Genomic DNA, 23995 nt, shown 5'->3' on the forward strand with positions numbered 1-23995 from the left:
CGAACCGTGCGCAACACTGCCGTCAAGATTGGAACATATCCAATTGTCTTACTCGGGATTCTAGAAGTCATCTATGACAATTTTGTGCATTGCCATCATGTTGTTCCACGCGTTGGGGCGGCGCATGAGTTCTTCCATATTCTCTGGAACGATCTGCCACGCTACTCCGAACTGATCAGCGAGCCAACCACATTGCTCTGCCTCGGGAACTGCTGAAAGCGCCTCCCATAGAGAGTCAATTTCCGTTTGATCTCGGCAATCAACTTGGAATGAGACCCCGCAATCGGAGCTGAATGGCATGTCATCTTTAGAATCTGTGGCAGCGAACCACTGATTGCCAATCCGAAAATCGGAGTACATGACCGGTCGCCGGCTATGTACTGACTCAGGAATGCCACCGGTTTCGCCATCTTGCTCCGGGTAATAGAACCGATCTCCGAGCTCCGAATCCTCAAACACATCTAGGTAGAAGTCCACTGCGGATTCGGCTTTGAAGTCTGACGTTCCTGAAAACAGCATCGCGGGAATCACGAATGGGCGCGGGGCGCCGTCGGGATCCGACGATATCAACTGCCAGTTGACCCCGTATTTGTCTTCGACCCAGCCGTAATGCGGGCTGAACGGGTACTCTCCGAGATCCATCCGTATCTCGCCACCTTCGCCGAGTGCTTTCCACACGCGATCCAGTTCGTGGCGCGCTGCCGTCTTGTCATTACCAAACAGAAGCGGGTCGAAGTTGAGGATGAATGAGATCCGGGGGTTTGGCCGAAACTCCGGACCCGCATTGATGAACACAAAGCGGTACTCGCCAAGTTGGAAGGTGACAGTTAAGGCCTCACCGGCTAGGTCTTCTTGGAAGTCCATCAGACCTTGGGTCGGGTAGAACGAATCAATTGATGCCTTTGAGCCAGGAAAGATCGCCTCATAGAAGGCGCCCGCCTCGGGCGCAGTCTTGTTGAACCAAATGTTCGGAATGATCTTCTGCATCATGCACTCCTCACCACGAAGCTCGGCACAGTGCCGAGTTAGCTATGAGTATTCCGAATATGTGGCGTAGGACACAAGACCTAGAGGCGGGCGCCGTCCAGTTTGGCGAGGGCTCAGCCGAGCACCTCTACAATTGCTTTGTTGAATGCCGGAAGATCGCGCGGGCTTCGGCTCGAGATGAGATTGCCATCAATGACCACTTCCTCATCTATCCATTGGGCTCCGGCATTCTTGAGATCCGTCGAAATGCGGGCTGTGGAGGTAATCTTCTTGCCCTTGACTGCCCCTGCCTCAATGAGAATCCACGGGCCATGGCAGATCGACGCAATTGGCTTACCGGCATCCACGAATGCCTTGACGAAAGCCAACGCTTCCGGAACAGTGCGAATTTTGTCAGAATTCAACGTGCCGCCGGGCAACACGAGTAGCGCATAGTCATCCGGATTGGCATCCTTCAGTTCGAGATCGACGGGGAAGGATTCTCCTCGTTCCCAATCGTGGATGAGCGCAGTGACTTCACCGGGGGCGTCTGAAATGAGAACCGGCTCATAGCCCGCTTCCTTCACGGCCGCCCACGGTTCCGTGAGTTCCGGCTGTTCAACGCCGCGCTTGAGAACAAAAGCAACTTTCTTCGCCATGTCAGGCACCTTTCTATCGGGTCGCTCCATTCATCCTTGCAGATGCATACTCATGTGCGGCAGGGCCTCTTTGCAGTCGGCGAAAAGGGTGGCCCACATCGGTGCCAGAACACGTTGGAACTGGTCCAGGATGTGAGCCACCCTTGTGAAGGCGTTATTGCACGCGCACGCTACGGCCGCACCAAGATCCTGATGGGGCTGCCTTCATGTTCATCGAGCTGGCGAATGCCTTCCTTGATGTTCTCCAATGAGATCACCCCTGAGATCGAACGGCTCAGGTCAAGACGTTCGAAGCTCAAGAGATCGGCCAGCGTTGCAATATCCTCAGATTTGTACCCGAAGTGACCCGAGGCAGTCAGCCTCTTCATACTGAACTGTGCGCCGTGGCCAACCGAGAGCTTCTCAGCTGACATGCCAACAGAGACCAGACGCCCGCCAACACCCAAGCACTCAATGGCCTTGGAGAAGGTCGCCGAGATACCCACCGCATCGAAAGCGACATTGAGGTCACGCCCACCCGTTGCCGAATGGATCTTCTCAACCAGATCTGGATCCTTCGAGTTGAAAGCATAGTCAGCACCAGACTTCATAGCCCGGCGCAACACTTCGTCATCCACGTCCACAGCGATGATCGGTACGGCTCCGGTAATCCGAGCAATCTGCACAATGTGCGTTCCAACGCCACCCAGACCCCAGACTCCAACTGCCTCACCTGGACGAACCTTTGCCGTGCGAACAACAGCGCCGTACGGTGTGGCGACGGCGTCGGCCAAAATGGCAGCCTCTTTGAAGTCAACGTTATCGGGAATTCGGGTGAGGCCAGCGGCCGGAGAGATGCAGTACTCAGCCCAAGCGCCGTCATAGTTGAATGCCATGACCTGCATGTGCAGGCAATCTGTGTAGGCGCCGCGGCGGCAGTTGCGGCACTTCATGCATGGTCTGCCGGCCGAAGGAATGACGCGGTCTCCCAGATCCCAACCGCTGACGCCAGCTCCGATTCCAGCGATGGTTCCCGAGGCTTCGTGGCCTTGCGTCACGACGGGAAGCGAGCTGGGCAGAGTTCCATTGATGAGCGAGATATCCGAGTGGCAGATACCGCAATACTCAACCTTGATGAGCACCTCGCCCGGTCCTGGTTCCGGAATTGGCACATCTTCGACTGTGACTTCCTTGGTTTCCAAGTTCAGGCGCTCGGCGCGCATGGTTTCGGTCATCGTATGGTCCTTCCTGAGCCGTCCTCATTGACGGCGATAACCTGCCTGTCATCCTTGACAGGATAAGAGTGAGACGTTCGTCCCGACCAGTCAAGGCTACGTCCATTTCGGTCTAGGTACATACAGAATATCGATCTTCTTATACTCAGACTTTCGTCCCGCCAAGACATCACCACCGTGAACACGGATTAGGATGAAGTTATGTTGTTTGCCTTCTCTATTGCACCATCAACTACGTCCGATCCTGACGGCTCCATGAGCGATATCGTTGCGCGCGCCGTCGAAGTCATCCAAGCCTCCGGCCTCCCCCAGGAGACCACATCGATGTTCACCACCGTTGAAGGTGAATGGGATGACGTCATGCCGGTTATCAAAGCCGCATGCGAGGCCGTGGCAGAGGTGTCTCCCCGGGTCTCGCTCGTGCTGAAGGCCGATCTGCGCCCGGGGCGCTCTGGCGAGATCACAGGCAAGGTGGAGCGCCTGAACGCCGCAATGAAGCGCGACGCCGACGCCTGATCACATCTGAGCTCCACCCCACCCCAGCTGAGATCTGGCGTTTCACAATCCGAAGCTGGCTGTGGTGCGATGCTTCATCACGGATCATTTCTCGGGCCAAACCGTCATCGTGCCAGTATGCGAAAACCGCAGTCTGACGATTGGTGTTGGCATCGAGCGTTGGGACCGGACGCCTCTCACATCCTGCAAAGCATGGTCGAAAACCTGGAATAGACGACGACTTTCTATCGACTTTCCGATGACTTTCCGATGACTCTTGCCGTTTTTGGCGAAATTAGACGGCTCAGTGACGTAGGAAAGTGGCGGTATTCCGCCATTATTGGTGCCCCCAACAGGACTTGAACCTGTGACCGATGGGTTATGAGTCCACTGCTCTGACCAACTGAGCTATGGGGGCTAGCAGCAGATCCGAGCAAGCCTCCATCTGCAACCTTGACCATAATAGCGGCTCAAAGCTGATTCTTCTGAATCGGCGTAGGTATCAGCTTCAGCACACGTATCACGCTTCAGGTGTCTCAATCTGCTCATCGCAGGCCCGCCGCTGGTTCTCAAGCTCGATAAGCCGAGCGAAGAGCGCGCTATAACGTTCATCTGCTGGCGGGGTGCGCTGGAGTTCGGATCGAACGTCGGCAATCTGACGTGTGATGCCCTGACGAATAAGGGCCATGGCGATGCTCCACGAGTACCACCGCATTCGATCTTGCCGGTTCTCTGGCAGATCTTCCACCACGAGCTGGTTCACAGCGCGCGCCACGATAGGGTCAGAGTTGCGCAATACTCTCTCTATATACCACGAACTGGCGTCGCGCCGAGCCTGTTCCTCAGTCAAACCCTTTTCTCTGAGCTCATCAAATCGAGTGGTGAAGGATTGAGTTCCACCTGTGGCACGGATGGCATCATGGACACTCGCATGAATGGGCACTTGGAAGGTTTGGGGTGGCAACTGATCCATGAGCGCGTCGGCTGCATACCACGGCACCTGCAAGTACACTTCCAGGGCCTCGCGTTCTACCCGCTCAATTGGATCACGCAGCTGGTTGCGCGGTCTGAGTACAGGCTCGCGCGGAAGCTCTGCACCGCCTTGGCTCCCCGATGATTGCTGTTCGCTACCTTGGACCGCTCCACGAGCCGCCCCCATGCCAGCTGGCCCACCCGCACCGGCCGGTCCAAAGCTCCCCTGCCGTGCGCCATCAAACTGAGAACCAGCACCCCCGAACTGAGAACCAGCACCGCCGAACTGGGAATCGTTCCCCCGCCGAGCCTGTGGGTGACGCGCGGCGCCCTTAACCGCCATGCGCACAGTCACTTCGTCCATGCCGAGCCATCCAGCCAGCTGGCGAGTGTATTCCCCACGCAACACTCTGTCGCGGATTGAGGCAACCATAGGCGCCGCGGCTCGAAGCCCAGCGGTACGGCCTTCCGCAGTGTTGAGCGGCAGGCCCGCAAGCGCAGACTGAATCGCGAACTCGAAGAGAGGACGGCGTGCGGCCACGACCTGGCGCACACCCTCATCTCCGTACGTCATTCGGACTTCGCATGGATCCATACCGTTCTCAGCAACGGCTACAAACGTCTGCGCGGCGAATGACTGATCCTCCTGGAATGCGCGCAACGCGGCCTTCTGGCCCGCGGCGTCGCCGTCGAAGGTGAAGACGACCTCGCCACCGTAGGACTTCCCATTGGAAAGCATGACGCCAGCGGCCGGATCTGCGCCATCACCAATGAGGCGCCGAACGATCTTGACATGGTCTGTACCAAACGCCGTACCGCACGTGGCCACCGCACACTCGATTCCGGCAAGTTGCGCTGCCATGACGTCCGTGTAGCCTTCTACGACGACGACGCGGCGTTCTTGCGATATTGCCTTCTTTGCGAGGTTGAGTCCATAGAGAACCTGCGACTTCTTGTATATGGGGGTCTCAGGAGTATTGAGATACTTCGGGCCATTATCGTCATCCTTCAGGCGGCGTGCGCCAAATCCGATCGGGTCGCCAGTAATGGAGAAGATCGGCCACATGACTCGGCCGCGGAACCTGTCATACATACCGCGGTTACCTTGGGTCGCAAGGCCAGAAACAGATATCTCGCGTTCACTGAAACCGTGGTTGCGCAACTCCCTGAGCAGCGAATCCCACGAATCGGGCGAATAACCGATCTGGTAGTGGGCGATCGCCGCATCGTCAAAGCCGCGCTCAGCGAGCATTGTGCGAGCAGCTTGCGCATCCGGGGTGTGGAGTTGCTTGATATAGAACTCCATTGCCACACGATGTGCGTCAATCAATCGAGCTCGGCTTGGTCCGCCTTGATCGCGCGGCCCGGTGCGGCCATCCTCCTCGTAGTGGAGCTGCACGTTAGCTTTGCGCGCCAACAGCTCCACAGCTTCAACGAATGAGATGTGCTCAACCTTCTCGATGAACGAGATAGCATCGCCACCCTCACCGCATCCGAAACAGTGCCACCTGCCAACGTTTGGGCGTACGTGAAATGACGGAGTCTTTTCATCATGAAACGGGCACAAGCCCTTCATGGAATCCATACCGGCCGTGCGGAGCGCAACGTATCCCGAGACGACGTCGTCGATCCGAATGCGGGCGCGGACTTCGTCGATGTCCTCCCGCCTGATAAGGCCAGGCATGGGGACAGTCTAGTAGCTGGCGGCGACAAGTATTAGCTGGCCTACGTCACCTTGACACTCGGCTGCCAAGCGAAACCTCAATTCCGTCAGAGCAAATGATCCTCGCTCGCAACCAGCGACCGCCGCACTGACGCGGATTCAGTTCCTTAGCATCCCGCACAATCTGGCATGCCACTGACGCGCTGACTGGTCAGTGAGAGAAGCCACCTGATCAACAACTACCCGAAGCCGGGCATCAGAATCCTCGCGCTTCCACATGTCGTAGAAGTGAGGTTCGAGATGGTGGGGATTGGCTGCGATTGCATCCACGAGGTCGAAAAGGAGTGTCCGCTGCTCGTAGTAGAGGGGTTCATACTCGCGTGGCAGCATGACGTACTCAACGGCGATGCCCTTGAGTACCGTGATCTCGTCGCAGATATCGTCCGGGATCACCACGTTACCCTCATACCTGACCAAAGGATCCTCGCCATACTCACGGTAGGTGGCCTCACACACAGCAGAAACGAATCTGCCGATGAGATCGCTGGTCAGATCCTTCATAGCGGCCAAATCTCGGTACGATCCAGTGAAACCGCCGGGCCACAGTTCCTCGCCGAGCAGGCGATCAAGTGCGGCCTCCAGGCGCCCGGCATCTGGCATTGCGTACCAGTCCTGAGTGGCGGCTATGATGCGTTGTTGCTGGATGGAATCGCGCAGAGCCTCCGGCTTCACAAAACCGCGCACTACTCCATCCTCGACGTCATGGACCGAATACGCGATGTCATCCGCCAGATCCATAATCTGGGCCTCTATACACTTTGCATGGCCATGTTCGCCGTGTATCCACCGGAACACGGCTTCGTCGTCGGAATAGACATTGAACTTGGGCGTTGCCGAACCATCCGAGAGCGGCGGCCCTTCCCTGTTTAGCCAGGGGTACTTGATCGTGGCATCCAAGGTGGCGCGTGTGAGGTTGAGCCCGGCCGGTTCGCCATCCGGAGTCAATCGCTTGGGTTCGAGCCGTGTGAGAAGCCGAAGCGTCTGCGCATTGCCTTCGAAGCCACCCACGGACTCAGCAACTTCATTAAGCGCCGCTTCCCCGTTATGTCCAAATGGTGGATGCCCCAAATCGTGGCACAAACAAGCGGTTTCCACAATGTCTGGATCGCACCCGAAGTTCTTTCCCAGTGATCGCCCGATTTGTGCGACTTCAAGAGAATGAGTGAGGCGGGTGCGAACGAAATCATCGGATTCCGGGCCCAGTACCTGCGTTTTTGCCCCAAGCCGCCGCAGGGCCGAGGAGTGCAGAACGCGGGCGCGGTCGCGTTCAAACTCTGTTCGACTAGGGTTCTTCGCGGGTTCACGAACCCATCGTTCCCGATCTTGCGCACTATACCTGTCTGCCACGCAGTAGAGCCTACCTTTGCGTAGGGCCGCACGTGATGGTACTAAAGAGTTGTGGACATCCTTGTTGACCGCAGTTCTGCGCCTGAATCCTCCGGCAAATCGAGTACAGAGGTTGCTTCCACGCGGCTCGCTCCGCTCCAAAGCCTTGCGGATTCTGGGAGCTTGCGCGCGAAACTACTGTTCCCAGCCAATAGTGCGGGCCAGTGGTGGCATCAGGAAACTCTTTACCAGTCAAACCACACCCAGGCTGAGGGCGTGCGCGCAGATATTTCGCGCGCCGGGCGCTTCCAGATTCCCAGCGTCTCAGTGCCCTCAACCGTCCCAGACGAACCGGATTACCTTGAGCGTGTGATGGCCAAAGCCGAGCAGATCGGCGTATCTATCATCGTGCGGCTCGATACGCGCGATGAGGTCGCCAACATTCCCGCCGCCCGCCGCTGGCTCCAATCAGGCGCCAAAGGTATCGCTGTTATGAGTCAATGGCACGACGACGACGAAGTTGCCACGGCCATGCTTCCGCTCCTGGCACTCACCGCGCAGTTCAGCGAAGGCGCTGCCCTTCTACTCAGCCACACTCCCGAAAATACTGACGCTCTTCTGCACGTTCTGGCAGAGAACTGGGTGCACGTGCTCTTCCATGGCTTGCTGGATGGCGGCCCCTGGAGAGCCACAGCGTTCGCTTCGAAACTTGACGAGATCTATAGCTCCTACCGGCGTTTTGGCACTACCCCGGGTTGGTATGTAGGAAAGACAACTCTTGAGCGCACTCACGGAGCTCTCACACCCACAGGTGCAGCCCTTTTGCGCCTGGCTCTCCCCGGAATGATGACAGTTGGATCCAGTCTGGACATCACCCCAACGCTTCGGGCAGCCCTTCGGATTCGGAACGAATACCGCCTCGCAACCGCTCCGATCACTCTCATTGACATGGATCCTCAGCTTGACGTAGTGAGCCTGAGTGTCGGCCGCATCGTCGTCGTTGCCAACTTCAGCAACAATTCAGCACTGCTCCAGGAAGCATCCGGCACTCTTGTGGTCTCCGACGATGCCGCAACCACTGATCCCGAGGGCGTGTGGCTGGCGCCGGGCGGTGTGGCTTGGCTCAGCGCGTCAGACGCCACCATCGAGACGCTTCCAGAGGCCATCTAGTCACCAGCGGTACGCATTAGCCGCCCGAGACTCCGATTTCGGCTAACGCGATTTTCGCTTGTTGCTCTGCACTCAGAACACGCGAGTCCAACCATCCGTCTGGAAGGTGGGGACGTTTTGGGCTCCCTGCCCGGCCTCGAGGCCCTTCTGCAGCAGAAGGGAAAGGCTGATCGAGATCAAGGTTTCCCAAGCGGTCCTTCAATTCGTCAAGGGTTGAGACCAATGCGAGTTCGTTCCGGGCTTCGCCGCCGACTGCAAATCCACGAAGATACCACGCCATATGCTTGCGCAGCTCGCGAAGAGCGCGGTGTTCATCGTTGTTGAAGTGCTCGATGGAGAGCTCAGCGTGACGAACAAGAGTCTGCGCCACCTCCGCCAACGTAGGTAGCGCGCGGGCCGCGGAACCGTGAAGATAGGCGGCTAGATCGTGGAAGACCCATGGGCGGCCTTGGCATCCCCTCCCAACGGCCACTCCCTTGGCTCCCGTCTGCTCCATGAGGTTCTGTGCGTCATCCACCCCAAACACGTCACCATTGCCCAGCACAGGGAGGGCGGTTGCCTGCACAAGTTCGTTGATGGCATCCCAGTGGGCATGACCCGCGTAGTGTTGCGCCGTCGTGCGGGCGTGGAGAGTGAGTCCCACGATTCCTGCATCTTCGGCAATGTGTGCCGCATCGGAGAACGTCAGGTGATCCTCGTCGATGCCAATCCTGATCTTGGCACTGATGGGCACTTCGAAGTCGCGATCCACGCTGGCAGCACGCGAAGCCGCAACCGCGGCCGTCACGAGCTCACGGAAAAGGTCGAGTTTCCACGGAAGGGCTGAACCGCCGCCCTTACGCGTGACTTTCGGGGCCGGGCAGCCAAAGTTGAGATCAATGTGGTCCGCACGATTCTCCGCCACAAGTATCCGCACAGCTTCGGCTGTGGTGGCCGGTTCCACACCATACAGCTGAATCGAACGGACCGGATCGCCTAGATCCGGTTTGATCATGTTCATCGTTTCAGCGTTGCGCTCCACAAGCGCCCGAGTTGTTACCATCTCACACACCCACAAGCCCGCAGGCGCGTAGGTCCCGGGAATGTGCCCAGCCTCGCGCATGGGCGCGTCAACATCGCATCCTGCCGCGCGCATGCCGGCTTCGCCTTGCTCCCGGCACAACTGGCGGAATGGAGGATTCGTGACTCCAGCCATGGGTGCCAGCATGACGGGCGTGCCCAACCGTAACGCACCAAGCTGAACTGCTTGGCCCGTCATGGTTCCTGTGTTTGCTACCCCGGCCATGCATCCTCTCCCGCCATCTGGTATTTGTGCTCAGTCAAGACTAGCGGAGACCCCGCCACACACCAGTAGCACGTACCTCACAGAAAGGCTCGGGTGGTTGCCGAAGTACCGGCAACCACCCGAGCCTTTCACCGCATTGGTTCAGTGATTAGCAGCCAATCAACTTGCCCGCCAAGAATCCTTGCACCTCATCGATTGGAATACGGATCTGCTCCATTGTGTCGCGATCACGCACGGTTACCGCGTTGTCCTCCAAAGAATCGAAGTCCACCGTGATGCAGTATGGCGTGCCGATCTCATCCTGGCGGCGGTACCGGCGGCCAACGGCTCCGGCGTCGTCGAAATCAACGTTCCAGTACTTACGCAACTTGCTCGCGAGTTCTCGCGCAACGGGCGATAGCTTCTCAGAACGCGAGAGTGGCAGCACTGCCGCCTTGACCGGGGAGAGACGCGGATCGAGCTTGAGCACAACACGCTTGTCCACCCCACCCTTCGTGTTGGGAGCTTCGTCTTCCACGTATGCCTCACACAGGAAAGCCATGAGGGAACGAGTTAGGCCGGCTGCAGGCTCGATGACGTAGGGCACCCAGCGTTCGCCGCTGGCCTGATCGAAGAAAGAGAGATCCTTGCCCGAATGCTTCGAATGGGTCGAAAGGTCAAAATCGGTACGATTGGCAATACCTTCCAGCTCACCCCAATCCGAAGCTTGGAATCCGAACTTGTACTCGATGTCAACAGTGCGCTTGGAGTAGTGGGAGAGCTTCTCCTGTGGATGCTCGTAGAAGCGAAGGTTCTCCTCACTAATGCCGAGGTCTGTGTACCAATCGCGGCGTTGATTGATCCAGTATTCGTGCCAGTCCTCATCCGTGCCGGGCTCCACGAAGAACTCCATTTCCATCTGCTCGAACTCACGAGTGCGGAAAATGAAGTTTCCTGGGGTGATCTCGTTGCGGAAAGACTTACCGATCTGGCCAATGCCAAACGGCGGCTTCTTGCGTGCCGAGGTCGCCACATTCTGGAAGTTGATGAAGATACCCTGAGCCGTTTCCGGCCGCAGGTAGTGCAATCCGGATTCATCTTCCACGGGCCCAAGGTAGGTCTTGAGCATCATGTTGAAGTCGCGTGGTTCGGTCCACTGGCCGCGAGTGCCGCAGTTAGGACATGGCAGCTCAGTGAGCTCAACTGCGTCAGGGTCCTCTAGCCCCTTGCGTTGCGCATACTCCTCTTGCATCTGGTCCACGCGGAAGCGCTTGTGGCAGGAAAGGCATTCTGTGAGCGGATCCGTGAACACACCGACGTGACCGGAGGCCACCCACACTTCCTTGGGAAGGATGATGGATGAATCCAAGCCCACGACGTCGTCACGGGAAGTAATCATGTAGCGCCACCATTGGCGCTTGATGTTCTCCTTAAGCTCCACACCCAGTGGGCCATAGTCCCAAGCTGAGCGCGTGCCGCCATAGATTTCGCCGCATGGATACACAAAGCCACGGCGTTTGGCGAGGGAGATAACGTTGTCGAGGCGCGAGGGGGCCGACTTGGCCATACGCGTACTCCTTTCGTTACGCATCTGGATGATGCGAATTGGGTCCGTACCCGGCTGGCACGGACTGACCACCATCCTAGCCACCTCACAGATCCCGCTGCGTATCGCTCCGCACGGCGGCCTTGCACACACCACTTTGATTGAAATTGACAATCATTCTCATCAATAGTGATAATCGTTCTCATGAAGAAGACACACATCGCTTTCGCAGCAAGTGCGGTAATCACACTGGGCCTATCCGGATGCTCCAGTTTGGCCAGCACGCCTGACAACTCGTCAGACGGCAAGCTTCAGGTTTCTGCATCCTTCTACCCCATCGCATGGCTTACCGAGCAGATTGGCGGCGATGCGGTTGACGTCACCCTCATAACTCCCGGGAACGTGGAACCCCACGATTTCGAGCTCTCACCCAAAGATATTGCGAAGCTCGAAGACGCCGATACCATCATTTACGTGCCGGATTTCCAGCCGTCTCTCGACGACGCCGTCGCCCTCATTTCTGGCCCGACTATCCTCGATCTCACCTCCACGGTTGACCTTGTGCCACTGAGCGAGGATACCGACGGTAATCACTCAGTAGCTTCCGAAGAAGAGTCTTCCGATGGTCACAGCACCACAGATCCTCACTTCTGGCTGGATCCGCATCGAATGGAAGCGGCTGCCGGCGCAATCGAGAAGCAGTTGGCCACTTCAGATCCCGAAAACGTGGATCTGTTCGCCGCAAACCTCTCTGCCGTCCAGACTTCCCTTTCTGACCTAGATGACTCCCTCGCAGCCGGCCTCCAGACCTGCGAGCGGCGCACGATTGTGGCAAGCCACTCTGCATTCGGCTATTTCGCCGATAGATACGACCTCGAGCAAGTATCAATTTCGGGAATCGATCCAGAGTCCGAGCCGAGCCCCGCAAACCTTGCTGCAATGAAGAAGGTCATCGAGTCCACCGGATCAACCACCGTTTTCACTGAAGAGCTCGTGTCATCGAAAACCGCCGATGCTCTTGCAACTGAAACCGGTGCCACCACCAAAGTCCTCAACACTCTGGAGGCACAGCCAGAAGATGGGGACTACGTCAGTGCAATGACCGACAATCTCTCCGCACTTCGCACTGCACTCGACTGCCAGTAGACTCTATGTCTCGCGGTCATGGTGCGTGCTCTTACTCGCGCTCGCGAAATCTGCTGCTGCGTGCGAATGCCCTCCTCCTTTCCGTCCTTCAGCGCTATCCGTTCCCCCATTTGGGGGCATCCCCACATACGAATTCAGGTAACAATGGCCAGAGAAACATCCATCGCTCCAATCGTTGCGCGTGATGTGTCAGTGGTTCTCGGCAACAGCCGGATCCTTCATGGCATCACCTTTTCGGTTTCTGCTGGCGAATCCGTCGCCCTACTTGGCCCCAACGGTTCAGGCAAGTCAACTCTGGTTCGCGCAATGCTCGGGGTGGTGCCGCTCGCCTCCGGATCCATCGAACTGTTCGGACAAGATATCTCCATCAGGCACAAAGTGAGCTGGGATGAGATTGGGTATGTGCCGCAACGCGTCAGCGCTGGATCTGGAGTTCCAGCCACCGCGCTCGAGGTGGTGAAAGCTGGATTGCTTGGCCCTGGCAAGCGTTTGTGGGCAGACCGCGGCCGGAAGGCGCGCGAAGCTGCTTTGGCTGCGCTTGATGCCGTCGGCTTGGCAGATCGCGCGAATGACCACGTTCAGGTTTTCTCCGGTGGTCAGGCCCAACGCGTACTCATTGCGCGGGCACTGGTGCGCCAACCTGATCTCCTCTTCCTAGATGAACCCTTAGCAGGAATCGACCGGGAGTCACGCGAGACCTTGGCCGAACTCCTTGCCAATTTGCAGTCACAGAGCTTGACTCTGGTTACCGTGCTCCACGAAATGGGAGAACTCGAATCTCTCATGACTCGCGCAATCGAACTCCGCGATGGTCATATTCGCCGCGATGGAGCCCCGCCACGCCCCGATCCGGGACATGACGATCTTGAGCATGATCACGTGCATCCCCACGAATCTCCAGCCCCTACTTCCCACCACGCTCCCATCCTTCGAACGGAGATGCCGTGATCATCGAAATGCTTGCCTCCCCACTCATGCAGCGCGCCCTTGTAGTCGCGCTGCTTGTGGGCTTTGCGGCCCCGATTGTGGGCACGTATCTTGTCCAACGAGGTATGGCCTTGATGGGTGACGGTATTGGCCATGTTTCCCTTACAGGCGTCGCACTCGGTTGGTTGGCAGCAGGTTGGTTCGGTATCAGTCCCAATGATGCTCTGGCTATCCCTGGCGCTATCCTTGCGTCACTCGTGGGCGCGATTCTCATCGAAATAGTTCGCGAACACGGCCGAACTGGCGGCGACGTGGCACTTGCGATGTTGTTCTATGGGGGTATTGCTGGCGGCGTCCTGCTCATCCGCATTGCGGGCGGCACCACTACCAACTTAACCAGCTATCTCTTCGGCTCTATCGCAACGGTCTCAACTGCAGACGTTTGGTATACCGTCATTCTGGCGGTCTTCATCGTGCTCGTGGGTATCGGCCTGCGTGGTGCCCTCTTCGCACTGTCCCATGACGAGGAGTTCTCACGTTCCACCGGCCTGCCCGTTCGTTTGTTGAACATTCTTGTGGCAGTGCTTGCCGCCCTCACCGTATCGGTATCGATGCGGGTCGTGGGTGTGCTTCTGGTATCGGCAATCATGATTGTGCCCGTGGCCATCGCTCAGCTTCTTTCCACGTCGTTCGTCCACACGATGCGCATTTCTCAGGGGATCGGCGCAGTGGTGTGCGTGGCTGGACTGGTCATCACCTACTCCGTTGCCGCATCCCCGGGCGCTACAATCGTGGTCATCCTCATTGCCATCTATGCAATCGTGGCCTTCGTTCGTTCGATCGCCGGAATGCGTTCCCGCCACGCAACCTCAAGGAGTCAAGAATGCCCAGCGCACGCATGACGGCCCAGCGCGCGGCGATCACTCAGATGATCTCGGACCAAAAAGGGTTCGTTAGCGCACAACAACTTCACGAACAGATGATGGTGGCAGGCCAGAAGATTGGGTTAGCGACCGTATACCGAACGCTTCAGTCCATGTCCGACGACGGCGAACTGGACGTACTGCGCCTCGACGTCGAAACCCTGTATAGGCGGTGCCAAACGAGTTCGCACCACCACCATCTGGTCTGCCGCACCTGCGGACGCACGGTTGAGGTCTCCGGTGCAGGAGTTGAGGAATGGGCACGCTCAGTTGCGGCTTCGGCAGGGTTTTCTGAAGTGGAACATACGCTCGAGCTCTCAGGGCTGTGCGCCCAGTGCTCAATCCGCGCTGCCAAGACGTGAACCCTGAGCTCCCTCCGATAGGATTTGCATCATGAACGAAATCCCCCAATTCATTGCCGAGGGGCCCTTCGCTCTCTTGTTTGCCTTCTTCATGTTTGGGGCATTTGCTAGATCGAGTGCCACATACGCTCTGGGCCGCTATGCCAACCATCTCATGTTGAGACCAGCACCTCCTACCTCTGGCTTCCCTCTGAGGATCTGGACGTGGGCTAATCTACCTACCACTCAGCGAGCCATGGCGACGGTGCGGCGTCGTGGCTGGATCGCTATTCCCCTGGCATTTCTTACGGTTGGCGTGCAGTCATTCGTTATGCTCGCCGCCGGTATCATTGGCCTGAGCTATCCCCGGTTCGCCCTTGCGGCGTTCCCTGGATGGGTGGCGTGGGCCGCGATTTACTCCACTATTGGCTTTGCCGTGTGGAACGCAGCAATTGCCGCTGCCGCAGGATCCCCAGCCGGAATCGCCGTGATGTGCGCTGTGATTGTGGGCTGTGGAGCCTATATTGTTCTCAAGCGACGCCGTAAGCGGCGCATCAGCAAGTAGATTCCGCCGTAGCCAACCACACCACACTCGAAACGCAGGAAGTCTGATGGACAGAATTGAAGTTACCCTCCCTATTAAGCTTGGCCAGTTCGTCAAGCTTGCCTCGCTGGCGGAATCAGGCTCCGAAGCTCGCGAGATGATTGAGCTGGGTGATATCACGGTCAATGGCGTGGTGGAAACCCGCCGCGGACATCACCTCAGTGATGGCGACGTCGTGGCCTTGGAAACAGTCCACGGCGAGATCGCCGTGGAACTCGTAGCCCTCGAAGAGTAACTGCGCACAGGCGCGAACGCGGGCGGGCCGGGTGTTGACCCGGCCCGCCCGCACGTCTGGACCAAACCACACGGCGTACCTGCGTTATTTGGCATTCGCCCTATTGCATAAGGCAGTTGCGGCCCAACAACACGCGCAGATCTGAAAACATGCCTGCGCCTTGCTTCACGTAGTACTCCTGCGATACCTGAACCACAGCGGTAGTAGAGGGCCTGCGGATATGCAGCCGCACCGGTGATGAGCCCGGGTAGGACTTGAGGATCACTGCAAGGTTGGCCATGAGTTGCTGCGTGCACATGCGTTCAGGCAGCTGGAGATCCAACGGCGAATCCGGCATGAGATCACCCGAAGGCAGGGTCATGGACTGCGCGGAGAGTTGGATCGATCCATCGCGATCTTGCACTCGGCAGGTGACGATTGCAACTTGATCCTGGGTGAGCATCGTAGAGACCGTCTGATAGGTCTGCGGGAAGAAGTTGATTTCCGTGCTACCTGTCAGATCCTCAAGCGTGATCGTGGCCCACATCTTGCCGTTCTTCTTGGAGATACGTGGCTGAACCGATGTGATGAGCCCCGCCAGATTGATCGAAGAGCCATCGGGAATCGCCTCCTCGTTCATGAGTCTCACAATGGTGATGTCGGCTCCCCGCTCCAACACGTGCTCCAGTCCGGAAAGCGGATGATCGGAGACATACAGGCCGAGCATGTCGCGTTCATGATCAAGCTTCACCTTCTTATCCCATTCGGGCAGGTCTGGGATAACTACGTCAAGTCCGCCTTCGAGTTCAACGCCAGCTCCGCCGAAGAGGTCAAACTGGCCAGCGGCTTCATTCTTCTTGAGTGCGACGACGGCGTCCACGGCCTCTTCAACGCGGGTGAGCAATGCACGGCGGGTGTATCCGAGAGAATCGAAAGCCCCTGCTTTGACCAAGCATTCAATAGCGCGCTTGTTGCATACCTGTAGCGGCACCTTGTCGAGGAAGTCTTGGAATGAGGTGAACTTGCCCTTTTCTTCGCGAGCCTGAATGATCCCTTCCACCACGTTGGCGCCAACGTTACGAATAGCAGTCAATCCGACTCGAATCTCGGCGCCCGCCGGGGAGAAATCGGAGAGTGATTCGTTGACATCAGGAACCAAAACCGTGATACCCATCCGGCGCGCTTCGCCGAGGTAGAGGGCAAGCTTATCCTTGTTGTCTTTCTTGGAGGTGAGCAGGGCCGCCATGAACTCCACTGGGTAGGTGGCCTTGAGGTAGGCCGTCCAGTAGGAAATAAGGCCATAGCAGGCCGAATGGCTGCGGTTGAAGGCGTACTGCGCGAAGGGAACCAATACGCCCCACAGCGTATCGATGCACTCCTTCGAGTAGCCGTTATCAAGCATGCCTTTGGAGAAGCTTTCGAACTGCTTGTTCAGCACATCGATCTTCTTCTTACCCATGGCCTTGCGAAGCGTGTCTGCCTGACCCATTGTGAATCCGGCGCAGGTACGCGCAATCTGCATAACCTGTTCCTGATACACAATCAGGCCATATGTGCTTGCAAGCACATCCTTTAGTGGCTCCTCAAGCTCCGGGTGGATCGGGGAGATCACTTGAAGCCCGTTCTTCCGCAGCGCGTAGTTTGTGTGCGAGTTCATGCCCATAGGGCCTGGGCGATACAGAGCTGAAACCGCGGAGATATCCTCGAACTCGGTTGGCTTCATCTGTTTGAGAAGGGCGCGCATTCCAGAACCATCAAGCTGGAACACGCCAAGTGTCTCTGCACGCCCTAGCAGATCAAACGTGGGTTGATCATTAAGTGGAACTGACTCAATCTCAACCGGGTCCTTGCCATTAGCCACAATGTTGTGGAGGGCATCGTCAATAGTTGTCAGGTTTGACAGACCCAAGAAGTCCATCTTGAGGATGCCCAGTTCTTCGCACAGCGGGTATTCGAACTGGGTGATGGTGGCGCCGTCGGCTGGCCGTTTCATGACTGGGATTACGTCTGTAAGCGGCACAGAGGACATGAGAATGGCACAGGCGTGCACACCCCACTGACGGGTCAGACCTTCGAGGCCCTGAGCCAGATCCAAGACCTTCTTCGCATCGTGATCCGTTGCAACCAGCTGGCGGAAATCCTCGGCTTCTTTGTAACGATCGTCTTGCTCGTTGTAAATGCCTGCCAGCGAGATGTCCTTGCCCTGAACGGCCGGAGGAAGCGCCTTTGTGAGGCGTTCTCCCATCTCAAACGGGTAGCCAAGCACACGAGAGGAGTCTTTGAGTGCCTGCTTGGTCTTGATGGTTCCGAAGGTGACTACCTGGGAGACTTTGTCTGCCCCATACTTTCGTTCTACATACTCAATGACCTCGCCGCGGCGCCGTTCGTCGAAGTCGACGTCGATATCGGGCATCGATACGCGTTCCGGGTTGAGGAATCGTTCGAAGAGGAGGCTGTACTTGATGGGGTCAAGTTCTGTAATGCGCAGCGCATACGCCACCATCGAGCCAGCGCCTGAGCCTCGGCCAGGTCCAACGCGAATGCCGTGTTCCTTCGCCCACCGGATGTAATCAGAAACGACAAGGAAGTAACCCGGGAAACCCATCTGAACGATGACGCCCACTTCGTAGTCCGCACGTTCCCGCACATCGGCGGGGATATGTTCACCGAATCGGCCGTGTAAGCCGTTCTCCACTTCTTTCACAAACCAAGATGTGACGTCCTCTCCTTCGGGAACGGGAAACTCTGGCATGAAGTTCGCGCCTTCGGAGGCGGTGCGGAAGGACACGTCGCAGCGTTCGGCTATTGCCAAGGTGTTCTCGCATGCACCCGGCAGATCGCCAAACAGTTCCCACATGTCTTGTGACGAACGCAGGTGGTAGCCAGTTCCATCGAACGAGAAGCGGTTGGGATCCTGAAGTGTAGAACCAGAGTTGATGCACAACATGGCGTCTTGGATTGGAGCATCATTCGCTGTCACATAGTGCGAATCGTTGGTGGCCAGAAGTGGCGCACCAATCTTCTTGGCTAGATCGAGCAAGTCATTGTGCACCCGCCGCTCGATCTGATTGTCATGGTCCATAACTTCGACAAAGTAGTTCTCCTTGCCGAAGAGGTCCTGCATACGGCCAGCAGCAGCATAGGCCTCATCAAACTGACCCAAGCGCAGGCGGGTCTGAACCTCACCCGATGGGCATCCGGCGGTGGCGATGAGCCCATCGTGGTAGGTCTCAAGAAGATCCATGTCCAGACGTGGCCACTTGCCCATCTGCCCTTCCAGCGAGGCCCGTGAAGCCACCCGGAAGAGGTTATGCAACCCCGTGTTGTTGTATGAGAGGAGTGTGAGATGCGTGTAGGCACCGCGAGCCGAGACATCGTCCGAACGCTGCGTATCATCGCCCCACAACACCCGATTGCTGGAATAGCGGGATGTTCCGGGGGTCATGTAGGCTTCGACGCCGATGATCGGCTTGATATCTGCGTCCTTGCAGGCCTTGTAGAATTCGTAAGCCCCAAAGCAGTAGCCGTGATCAGTGATGGCAACTGACTTCTGCCCCTGAGCCTTGGCTTCCTTGACCAGTTTCTTGATCTTCGCAGCGCCATCCAGCATCGAATACTCAGTGTGGACATGGAGGTGAGCGAAGTCTTTTGCCATGCCAACCATTCTAGCGAGCCTCCTCGACGAAAAAACGTCGCAAAATTCTCACGCGGGTTCGCGCCCCATTCGGCGCGTCAAAGCCCCCGACACGCCATGGAACTGAACCACCCTGTGGGGCCCACCTATTGCCCGGAGAAATGGGCCACCATGTCACGATGCCAGATCCCTGCATCGAGGTAGCGCTCGCCAGGTACCAGCACATATCCGCACAACTCGTAGAACGGGATCGCGTGTTCCTGTGCCGAGATGGCGATCTCTAGGTTGCCCCGACTGTCTGAGTACCGCTCAACAGCGATACGCGCTGCTTCTTCCATCAGTTCCCGGCCCACGCCGGTGCCGCGGGCTAGCTTGCGCACGGCCACGCGCCCGATGTGGCAACGGCCTGCTTCCTCAGCAACGATTCGGGCCGTGCCAAGATCCACTCCGTCACGCGAGGCCAAGAAGTGCACGGTGGATTCGAGCAGATCGATTGCGTCGATCTCTTCATCTTCGGAGACCTTCTGCTCCTCCACAAAGACCTCGAGCCGGATCGCCCAGCACCGCTCCAACTGTTCGCGCGTGGTTACCTCTTCAATCACGTGAACACTCCTTCTCGCATAGCATCAAGTGCGTGCTGCAAATCGTCTGGGTACTCCGAAACGAACTCCACCCACTCTCCCGAGCTCGGATGTTCGAATCCGAGCCGCGTGGCATGCAACCATTGCCTTGTCAGGCCCAGCCGCTGGGTGAGTGACGGATCGGCTCCGTACATCTCGTCTCCCACACATGGATGCCCGGTTGCAGCCATGTGGACCCTAATCTGGTGCGTGCGCCCAGTCTCAAGGTGTACCTCTAGCAATGAACCGCCTGCCATTGCCTCCAGCGTTTGGTAGTGAGTCACAGAATGCCGCCCATCTTGACGGATTCCCATCTTCCACTGGTGGCGGTAGTCGCGGCCGATTGGTGCATCGATCGTTCCAGCACTCGGATCCGGATGTCCCTGTACCAAAGCGTGATAGATCTTCTCAACGGTTCTGTCCCGAAATGCCTGCTTGAGCACGCTGTAGGCCCACTCAGACTTTGCCACGACCATGCACCCCGACGTCCCCACATCGAGTCGATGCACAATCCCCTTGCGTTCGGGTGGCCCCGACGTCGTTAGCCTCTTCCCCATCGCTAAGAGCGCACCAAGTACGTCCGGGCCTTCGAAGTTGAGCGAAGGATGTGCGGCGAGCCCGGCTGGTTTGTCTACAACGACCACGTCGTCGTCTTCGTACAGGATCGGTAGATCCGCGGGCGTTGGGACGGCCTCCACGCGTGGCGGTTCGGGCACGAGGACTTCGAGAAGCTGGCCTGCAGTGACCTTGTCAGACTTCGAGGCCATCTTGCCGTCAATGAGCACATCGCCAGCGTCGATCGACTTGGCACACAGTGCGCGCGAGGCTCCCGTCAGGCGCGCTACCACCGCATCCACTCGGTCGCCATGGAAGCCATCTGGGACTGGGTAGTACCGCTTCTCACGCATCGGTTCCCTCACCGAGGATTGGCGAATCGTCACTAGTGCCCGGTTCAATGTGAGGGAGTCCCGTCATATCCGGCGCGCTGGCCTCTTCTAGGGCTGTGTTCTGCAGGCCATCTTCTTCTACGTCCGTGTGATGTGGATCATCTGCACGTTCGCCAGTACCCTCGATCTCGCCACCGAATTCACCGCCCGCCTCATCACCTGGGTCCACCGTGAATGCGACACCCGCAAGCGTCAGTATTGCGACGACGGCGATGCCAGCCACCAGCGCAATATCGGCCACGTTTCCGATAAACCAGTTGCCGTAGGCGATGAAGTCCACCACGTGCCCTCGGCCGAAGCTTGGCTGACGGAAGAGACGATCGACGAGGTTTCCTGCGGCTCCGCCCCAGACAACAGCCAGCACACTTACCCACACGCGGGATGTTGACTTCAACGTGTAGAAAGGTAAGCCAATCACCACAATCGTTGAGATAACGGTGAAGACTGCCGTGGTACCTACACCAAAGGAAAAGGCAGCGCCTGGGTTGAAGAGCAGCTGTAGGCCAAGCGCATCACCAATCAGTGAATGGCGTTCACCTTCCACAAGGTTGCGCAATGCCCATACCTTGGTCAGCTGGTCGGCGGCCAGAACCAACACCGCCCACACCAACCACGTGAAGAAGAGGCTGCGTCGAGATCTCATCGTGCTCCTTACAAGAAATCGGCGGCAGCCAATGTGACTGCCGCCGATTCATAATACAGATGCTGGGCTATCAGTTGTGCAGGCCCTCGCCTGGCGCCGAACCCGTCTCTACGTTGGAGAGAAGAGATTCGAGGTAGCTCTTCAGGCGGGTGCGGTAGTCGCGTTCGAAATCGCGAAGCTCGGAGATCTTGCGTTCGAGCAGACCACGTTCCTGTTCAAGCTGAGCGAGCGTGCGGTTGTACTGCTCTTGTGCATCGCCAACAAGCTGTTCGCTGCGAGACTGGGCTTCCGCGATGAGGCGGTCACCTTCCTCTTTGCCTTCACGAATGTGCTTGTCATGCAGTTCCTGAGCAAGCAGCAGCATTCCTGTTGCCGCTTCAGACTCATTTGGCTGAGTACTAGCAAATGCTGCGGTTGACGTTGCAGAATCGGGGCTCTGATCTGCCGAAGCGGAGGAACCTTCGAGTTCCTTTACGCGAGCCTCGGCAACCTTCACCTGGTTCTCAAGGGCAGCCTTATCCTTAGCGAGCTGAGCGACCGTTTCGGCGACTTCATCAAGGAAAAAATCGACTTCGTCTTGGTCGTAGCCCTCGCTGACTGACTGTGGCTCCTTGAAGCGCATGTTGACAACGTCGTGTTCCGTAAGCAGCGCCATAAGTGTTCACCTCTATGAATCGGTCCAATGAGCTGTGCGTGACGTACTGGCCGTCACTTACAGTAGAAGATTACCCGAAAATACTGCGCGCGTTGGCAAAGCGCGCACACCAAGACACGCGAGTGTTCCTTGTGGAAAAGAAAACTGCGTGACGATTCGGACGGAGCAGCACAGATTGCGCAGTGTGAACTCACGAGTCTGGAAAACAAAACCAACGCGCGAGGTCAGTCTCACCGTAAGAGTGGCTGCATCCTAAGACTTCGGGAAGCTGCATGGGAGCAAAGCCACGTCGACGAATTATGGCGAACTGGATCTACCACACCAGCCCCACGAAACGTGACTACGCTAGTCGCGCAAAAATGGACTGGAGAATCTGAATGCCAAAGAACAACACAAGGAATCCCATGTCGAACTGAATGGCACCGAGCCGCAGCGGTGGAATGTACTTGTTGAGGAATCGGAGCGGTGGATCCGTCACTCGATACACGAAGTTCGCGATGACCAGGAGGAATCCCGACGGCGACCAATCACGCGCTGTGCTCAGGACCAGATCCAGAATAATCCGAGCCAACAAGACCAGCGTGTACAGGGCACATATTAAATACAGAAGTGTAAAGATCGTTCGCATCTCAGAAGGTACGGGTGGGCTCCGAACGACGTGATTCGACCTTAACCGTATGTGGAGTCATGAGCAGCACGTCATCAGAGATTGGGTTTAAAAGGCCACGCAGACCATAGCACACCCCAGTCGCAAAGTCGACGATACGGCGGCGGTCATCCTCGTTCGTCTCGGCGAGATTGAGGATTACGGGCAGTCCCTTACGGAACTCGTCCGCAAACGCCTGAATATCGTTGAACGAGCGTGGGCGGACTGTCACGATACGGGAAAGATCGGGCATCGGAGCTACGGAACGGATAGGCGTGACTTCCGGTTCCTCGGCCACTTCCTCTTCATCTTCGTACACGTCGTCGAGGTATTCGTCGTCGTACTCTTCGTCGACCAGAGTCGCCTTATCGACAAACTTCTGCATAAATCCCATGACTTTGTCCTTTTCCAGAATCCGAGAGCCAGCTGGTTTCAAGGTATTAGACAGGGCACTCAAGGTACTTGAGGCTCGCTGGGCGTGTCGCAAATTACCTGAAGAACGCCGGCAAACCTGCCAGATTGGGAGCCACCGCCGCGATGAGAGAAATAGCGATCATCCTCCAACGTGCAAATATCCACATCTGCGACATGTTGGATGCCCGCACGCGAGAGTTGCGCTTTCAACCCTGCCTTGAGATCGATCGACGGCGTGCCCCACGAGGTCTCGCTGGCACATTCGGGCACGCGGTGAGCGGCATCAACGCGCATGGCTTCGGGCACTTCGTAGCACTTCCCACATATTGCGGGACCGATGAAGGCGCAAAGATGTGAGGCTGGGCCACCCAACGATCGAATGGCTTGCGTCGCGATGTCGGCCAAGAGCCCAGCCCTACCCACATGAACGGCAGCACCACGAAGCGCAGTCTGGTCTACAAGTATCAGTGGGATACAGTCAGCAACCATTACGCAAGCTGCATAAGCCCTCTGCGTTGCTGGGTGGGCGCAGAATGCGTCTGCTTCACCACTAAGCCACGGCAGTGGCCCACCTGCCAGCACCGCATCGTCACCAGCGTTGTGAAGAGGGCCAGTGCCACCGCTGGGCCCACGTGCAACCACAAGGGCGTCCGTCGCCTCGGCCGTCACACCTGGTTGCGCTAGCTCCACGCGTGACCCATGCACCTGATTCATCCACGCTGGTTCGCAGCCGAGTTGCGCACCCAAGATCGCGCGATTAGCCTGCACGTGCGTGGGAGCATCACCCACATGAAAGCCGAGATTGAGTGAATCATAGCCAGCTGTGGAAACTCCTCCGTGGCGCGAGGTGAAGCCAGCGCGCACGCGCCCCTGTGGAACACGGAAATCGGCAACCCACTCAATGACGTTCATCGTTCACATACTAACTATGAAGAGCGGCCCGTGC

General features: G+C 57.5%; 23 protein-coding genes and 1 tRNA gene. 8 read left to right on the forward strand and 16 right to left on the reverse strand.

Going from position 1 to position 23995, the window contains the following annotated elements; all coding sequences use genetic code 11:
• Positions 1-60: 60 nt before the first annotated feature.
• The 3 genes from H2O17_RS07695 to H2O17_RS07705 form a co-directional block, all read right to left on the reverse strand.
• On the reverse strand, positions 61-990 hold the full coding sequence (locus tag H2O17_RS07695; protein WP_220456736.1) for a VOC family protein: 930 nt from the start codon (positions 988-990) through the stop codon (positions 61-63).
• 110 nt (positions 991-1100) lie between these two features.
• Positions 1101-1625, reverse strand: coding sequence for a type 1 glutamine amidotransferase domain-containing protein (locus H2O17_RS07700; protein ID WP_182049159.1), 525 nt, complete (start codon positions 1623-1625; stop codon positions 1101-1103).
• Positions 1626-1795: 170 nt separating this feature from the next.
• Positions 1796-2839 carry a zinc-binding dehydrogenase gene (locus H2O17_RS07705; protein ID WP_182049160.1) on the reverse strand — a complete coding sequence of 348 codons (1044 nt, stop codon included), beginning with the start codon at positions 2837-2839 and terminating at the stop codon, positions 1796-1798.
• A gap of 201 nt (positions 2840-3040) precedes the next feature.
• Here H2O17_RS07705 and H2O17_RS07710 point away from each other — a divergent pair, with 201 nt between their 5' ends.
• Positions 3041-3355: a thiamine-binding protein gene (locus tag H2O17_RS07710; RefSeq protein ID WP_182049161.1), complete on the forward strand. Its 315-nt coding sequence runs from the start codon at positions 3041-3043 to the stop codon at positions 3353-3355.
• Positions 3356-3675: 320 nt separating this feature from the next.
• Here the strand turns inward: H2O17_RS07710 and H2O17_RS07715 are convergent.
• The 3 genes from H2O17_RS07715 to H2O17_RS07725 form a co-directional block, all read right to left on the reverse strand.
• Positions 3676-3752 (reverse strand) — tRNA-Ile (locus H2O17_RS07715).
• 102 nt (positions 3753-3854) lie between these two features.
• Complete coding sequence (gene dnaG, locus H2O17_RS07720) at positions 3855-5990, reverse strand: DNA primase (protein ID WP_182049162.1); 2136 nt, start codon at positions 5988-5990, stop codon at positions 3855-3857.
• Between the two features lie 138 nt (positions 5991-6128).
• A complete protein-coding gene (locus tag H2O17_RS07725) occupies positions 6129-7376 on the reverse strand; it encodes a deoxyguanosinetriphosphate triphosphohydrolase (RefSeq protein ID WP_182049163.1) in 1248 nt (415 codons plus the stop codon).
• 51 nt (positions 7377-7427) lie between these two features.
• Here H2O17_RS07725 and H2O17_RS07730 point away from each other — a divergent pair, with 51 nt between their 5' ends.
• Complete coding sequence (locus H2O17_RS07730; protein WP_182049164.1) at positions 7428-8525, forward strand: hypothetical protein; 1098 nt, start codon at positions 7428-7430, stop codon at positions 8523-8525.
• A 16-nt stretch (positions 8526-8541) separates the two neighbouring features.
• On the opposite strand, the gene dusB is transcribed toward H2O17_RS07730, so the two are convergent.
• On the reverse strand, positions 8542-9810 hold the full coding sequence (gene dusB / locus H2O17_RS07735) for a tRNA dihydrouridine synthase DusB (protein ID WP_246311189.1): 1269 nt from the start codon (positions 9808-9810) through the stop codon (positions 8542-8544).
• 148 nt (positions 9811-9958) lie between these two features.
• Positions 9959-11356 carry a glycine--tRNA ligase gene (locus tag H2O17_RS07740; protein WP_182049165.1) on the reverse strand — a complete coding sequence of 466 codons (1398 nt, stop codon included), beginning with the start codon at positions 11354-11356 and terminating at the stop codon, positions 9959-9961.
• A 183-nt stretch (positions 11357-11539) separates the two neighbouring features.
• Between H2O17_RS07740 and H2O17_RS07745 the strand changes: the two genes are divergently transcribed.
• From H2O17_RS07745 to H2O17_RS07770, 6 genes are all read left to right on the forward strand, one after another.
• Positions 11540-12481, forward strand: coding sequence for a metal ABC transporter substrate-binding protein (locus H2O17_RS07745; protein WP_182049166.1), 942 nt, complete (start codon positions 11540-11542; stop codon positions 12479-12481).
• 144 nt (positions 12482-12625) lie between these two features.
• Entirely contained in the window at positions 12626-13429 is an 804-nt protein-coding gene (locus H2O17_RS07750; RefSeq protein ID WP_182049167.1) for a metal ABC transporter ATP-binding protein, read from the forward strand.
• Positions 13430-13437: 8 nt separating this feature from the next.
• Entirely contained in the window at positions 13438-14310 is an 873-nt protein-coding gene (locus H2O17_RS07755) for a metal ABC transporter permease (RefSeq protein ID WP_182050987.1), read from the forward strand.
• Positions 14292-14693: a Fur family transcriptional regulator gene (locus H2O17_RS07760; RefSeq protein WP_182049168.1), complete on the forward strand. Its 402-nt coding sequence runs from the start codon at positions 14292-14294 to the stop codon at positions 14691-14693. Before H2O17_RS07755 ends, H2O17_RS07760 begins: the two co-directional genes overlap by 19 nt.
• A 31-nt stretch (positions 14694-14724) precedes the next feature.
• The gene (locus tag H2O17_RS07765) at positions 14725-15237 is read left to right on the forward strand and encodes a DedA family protein (RefSeq protein ID WP_182049169.1); all 513 of its coding nucleotides are present in this window, start codon (positions 14725-14727) and stop codon (positions 15235-15237) included.
• Between the two features lie 46 nt (positions 15238-15283).
• Positions 15284-15511, forward strand: a complete 228-nt coding sequence (locus H2O17_RS07770) for an RNA-binding S4 domain-containing protein (protein WP_182049170.1) — start codon at positions 15284-15286, stop codon at positions 15509-15511.
• Positions 15512-15611: 100 nt separating this feature from the next.
• Here the strand turns inward: H2O17_RS07770 and dnaE are convergent, their stop codons facing one another.
• The 8 genes from dnaE to H2O17_RS07810 form a co-directional block, all read right to left on the reverse strand.
• Complete coding sequence (dnaE, locus tag H2O17_RS07775; protein WP_182049171.1) at positions 15612-19145, reverse strand: DNA polymerase III subunit alpha; 3534 nt, start codon at positions 19143-19145, stop codon at positions 15612-15614.
• Between the two features lie 125 nt (positions 19146-19270).
• Entirely contained in the window at positions 19271-19726 is a 456-nt protein-coding gene (locus H2O17_RS07780; RefSeq protein WP_182049172.1) for a GNAT family N-acetyltransferase, read from the reverse strand.
• The gene (locus tag H2O17_RS07785) at positions 19723-20652 is read right to left on the reverse strand and encodes an RluA family pseudouridine synthase (protein WP_182049173.1); all 930 of its coding nucleotides are present in this window, start codon (positions 20650-20652) and stop codon (positions 19723-19725) included. Before H2O17_RS07785 ends, H2O17_RS07780 begins: the two co-directional genes overlap by 4 nt.
• Complete coding sequence (gene lspA / locus H2O17_RS07790) at positions 20645-21334, reverse strand: signal peptidase II (protein WP_182049174.1); 690 nt, start codon at positions 21332-21334, stop codon at positions 20645-20647. Before lspA ends, H2O17_RS07785 begins: the two co-directional genes overlap by 8 nt.
• A gap of 70 nt (positions 21335-21404) precedes the next feature.
• A complete protein-coding gene (locus H2O17_RS07795) occupies positions 21405-21989 on the reverse strand; it encodes a DivIVA domain-containing protein (protein ID WP_182049175.1) in 585 nt (194 codons plus the stop codon).
• 340 nt (positions 21990-22329) lie between these two features.
• Positions 22330-22617 (reverse strand): YggT family protein, encoded by a 288-nt coding sequence (locus tag H2O17_RS07800; RefSeq protein WP_182049176.1) that lies wholly within the window; start codon positions 22615-22617, stop codon positions 22330-22332.
• Between the two features lies 1 nt (position 22618).
• A complete protein-coding gene (locus H2O17_RS07805; RefSeq protein WP_182049177.1) occupies positions 22619-23029 on the reverse strand; it encodes a cell division protein SepF in 411 nt (136 codons plus the stop codon).
• Positions 23030-23088: 59 nt separating this feature from the next.
• Positions 23089-23961: a purine nucleoside phosphorylase YfiH/LACC1 family protein gene (locus H2O17_RS07810; RefSeq protein ID WP_182049178.1), complete on the reverse strand. Its 873-nt coding sequence runs from the start codon at positions 23959-23961 to the stop codon at positions 23089-23091.
• Between the last annotated feature and the right edge of the window lie 34 nt (positions 23962-23995).

This window comes from Changpingibacter yushuensis (assembly GCF_014041995.1).
GTDB lineage: Bacteria > Actinomycetota > Actinomycetes > Actinomycetales > Actinomycetaceae > Changpingibacter > Changpingibacter yushuensis.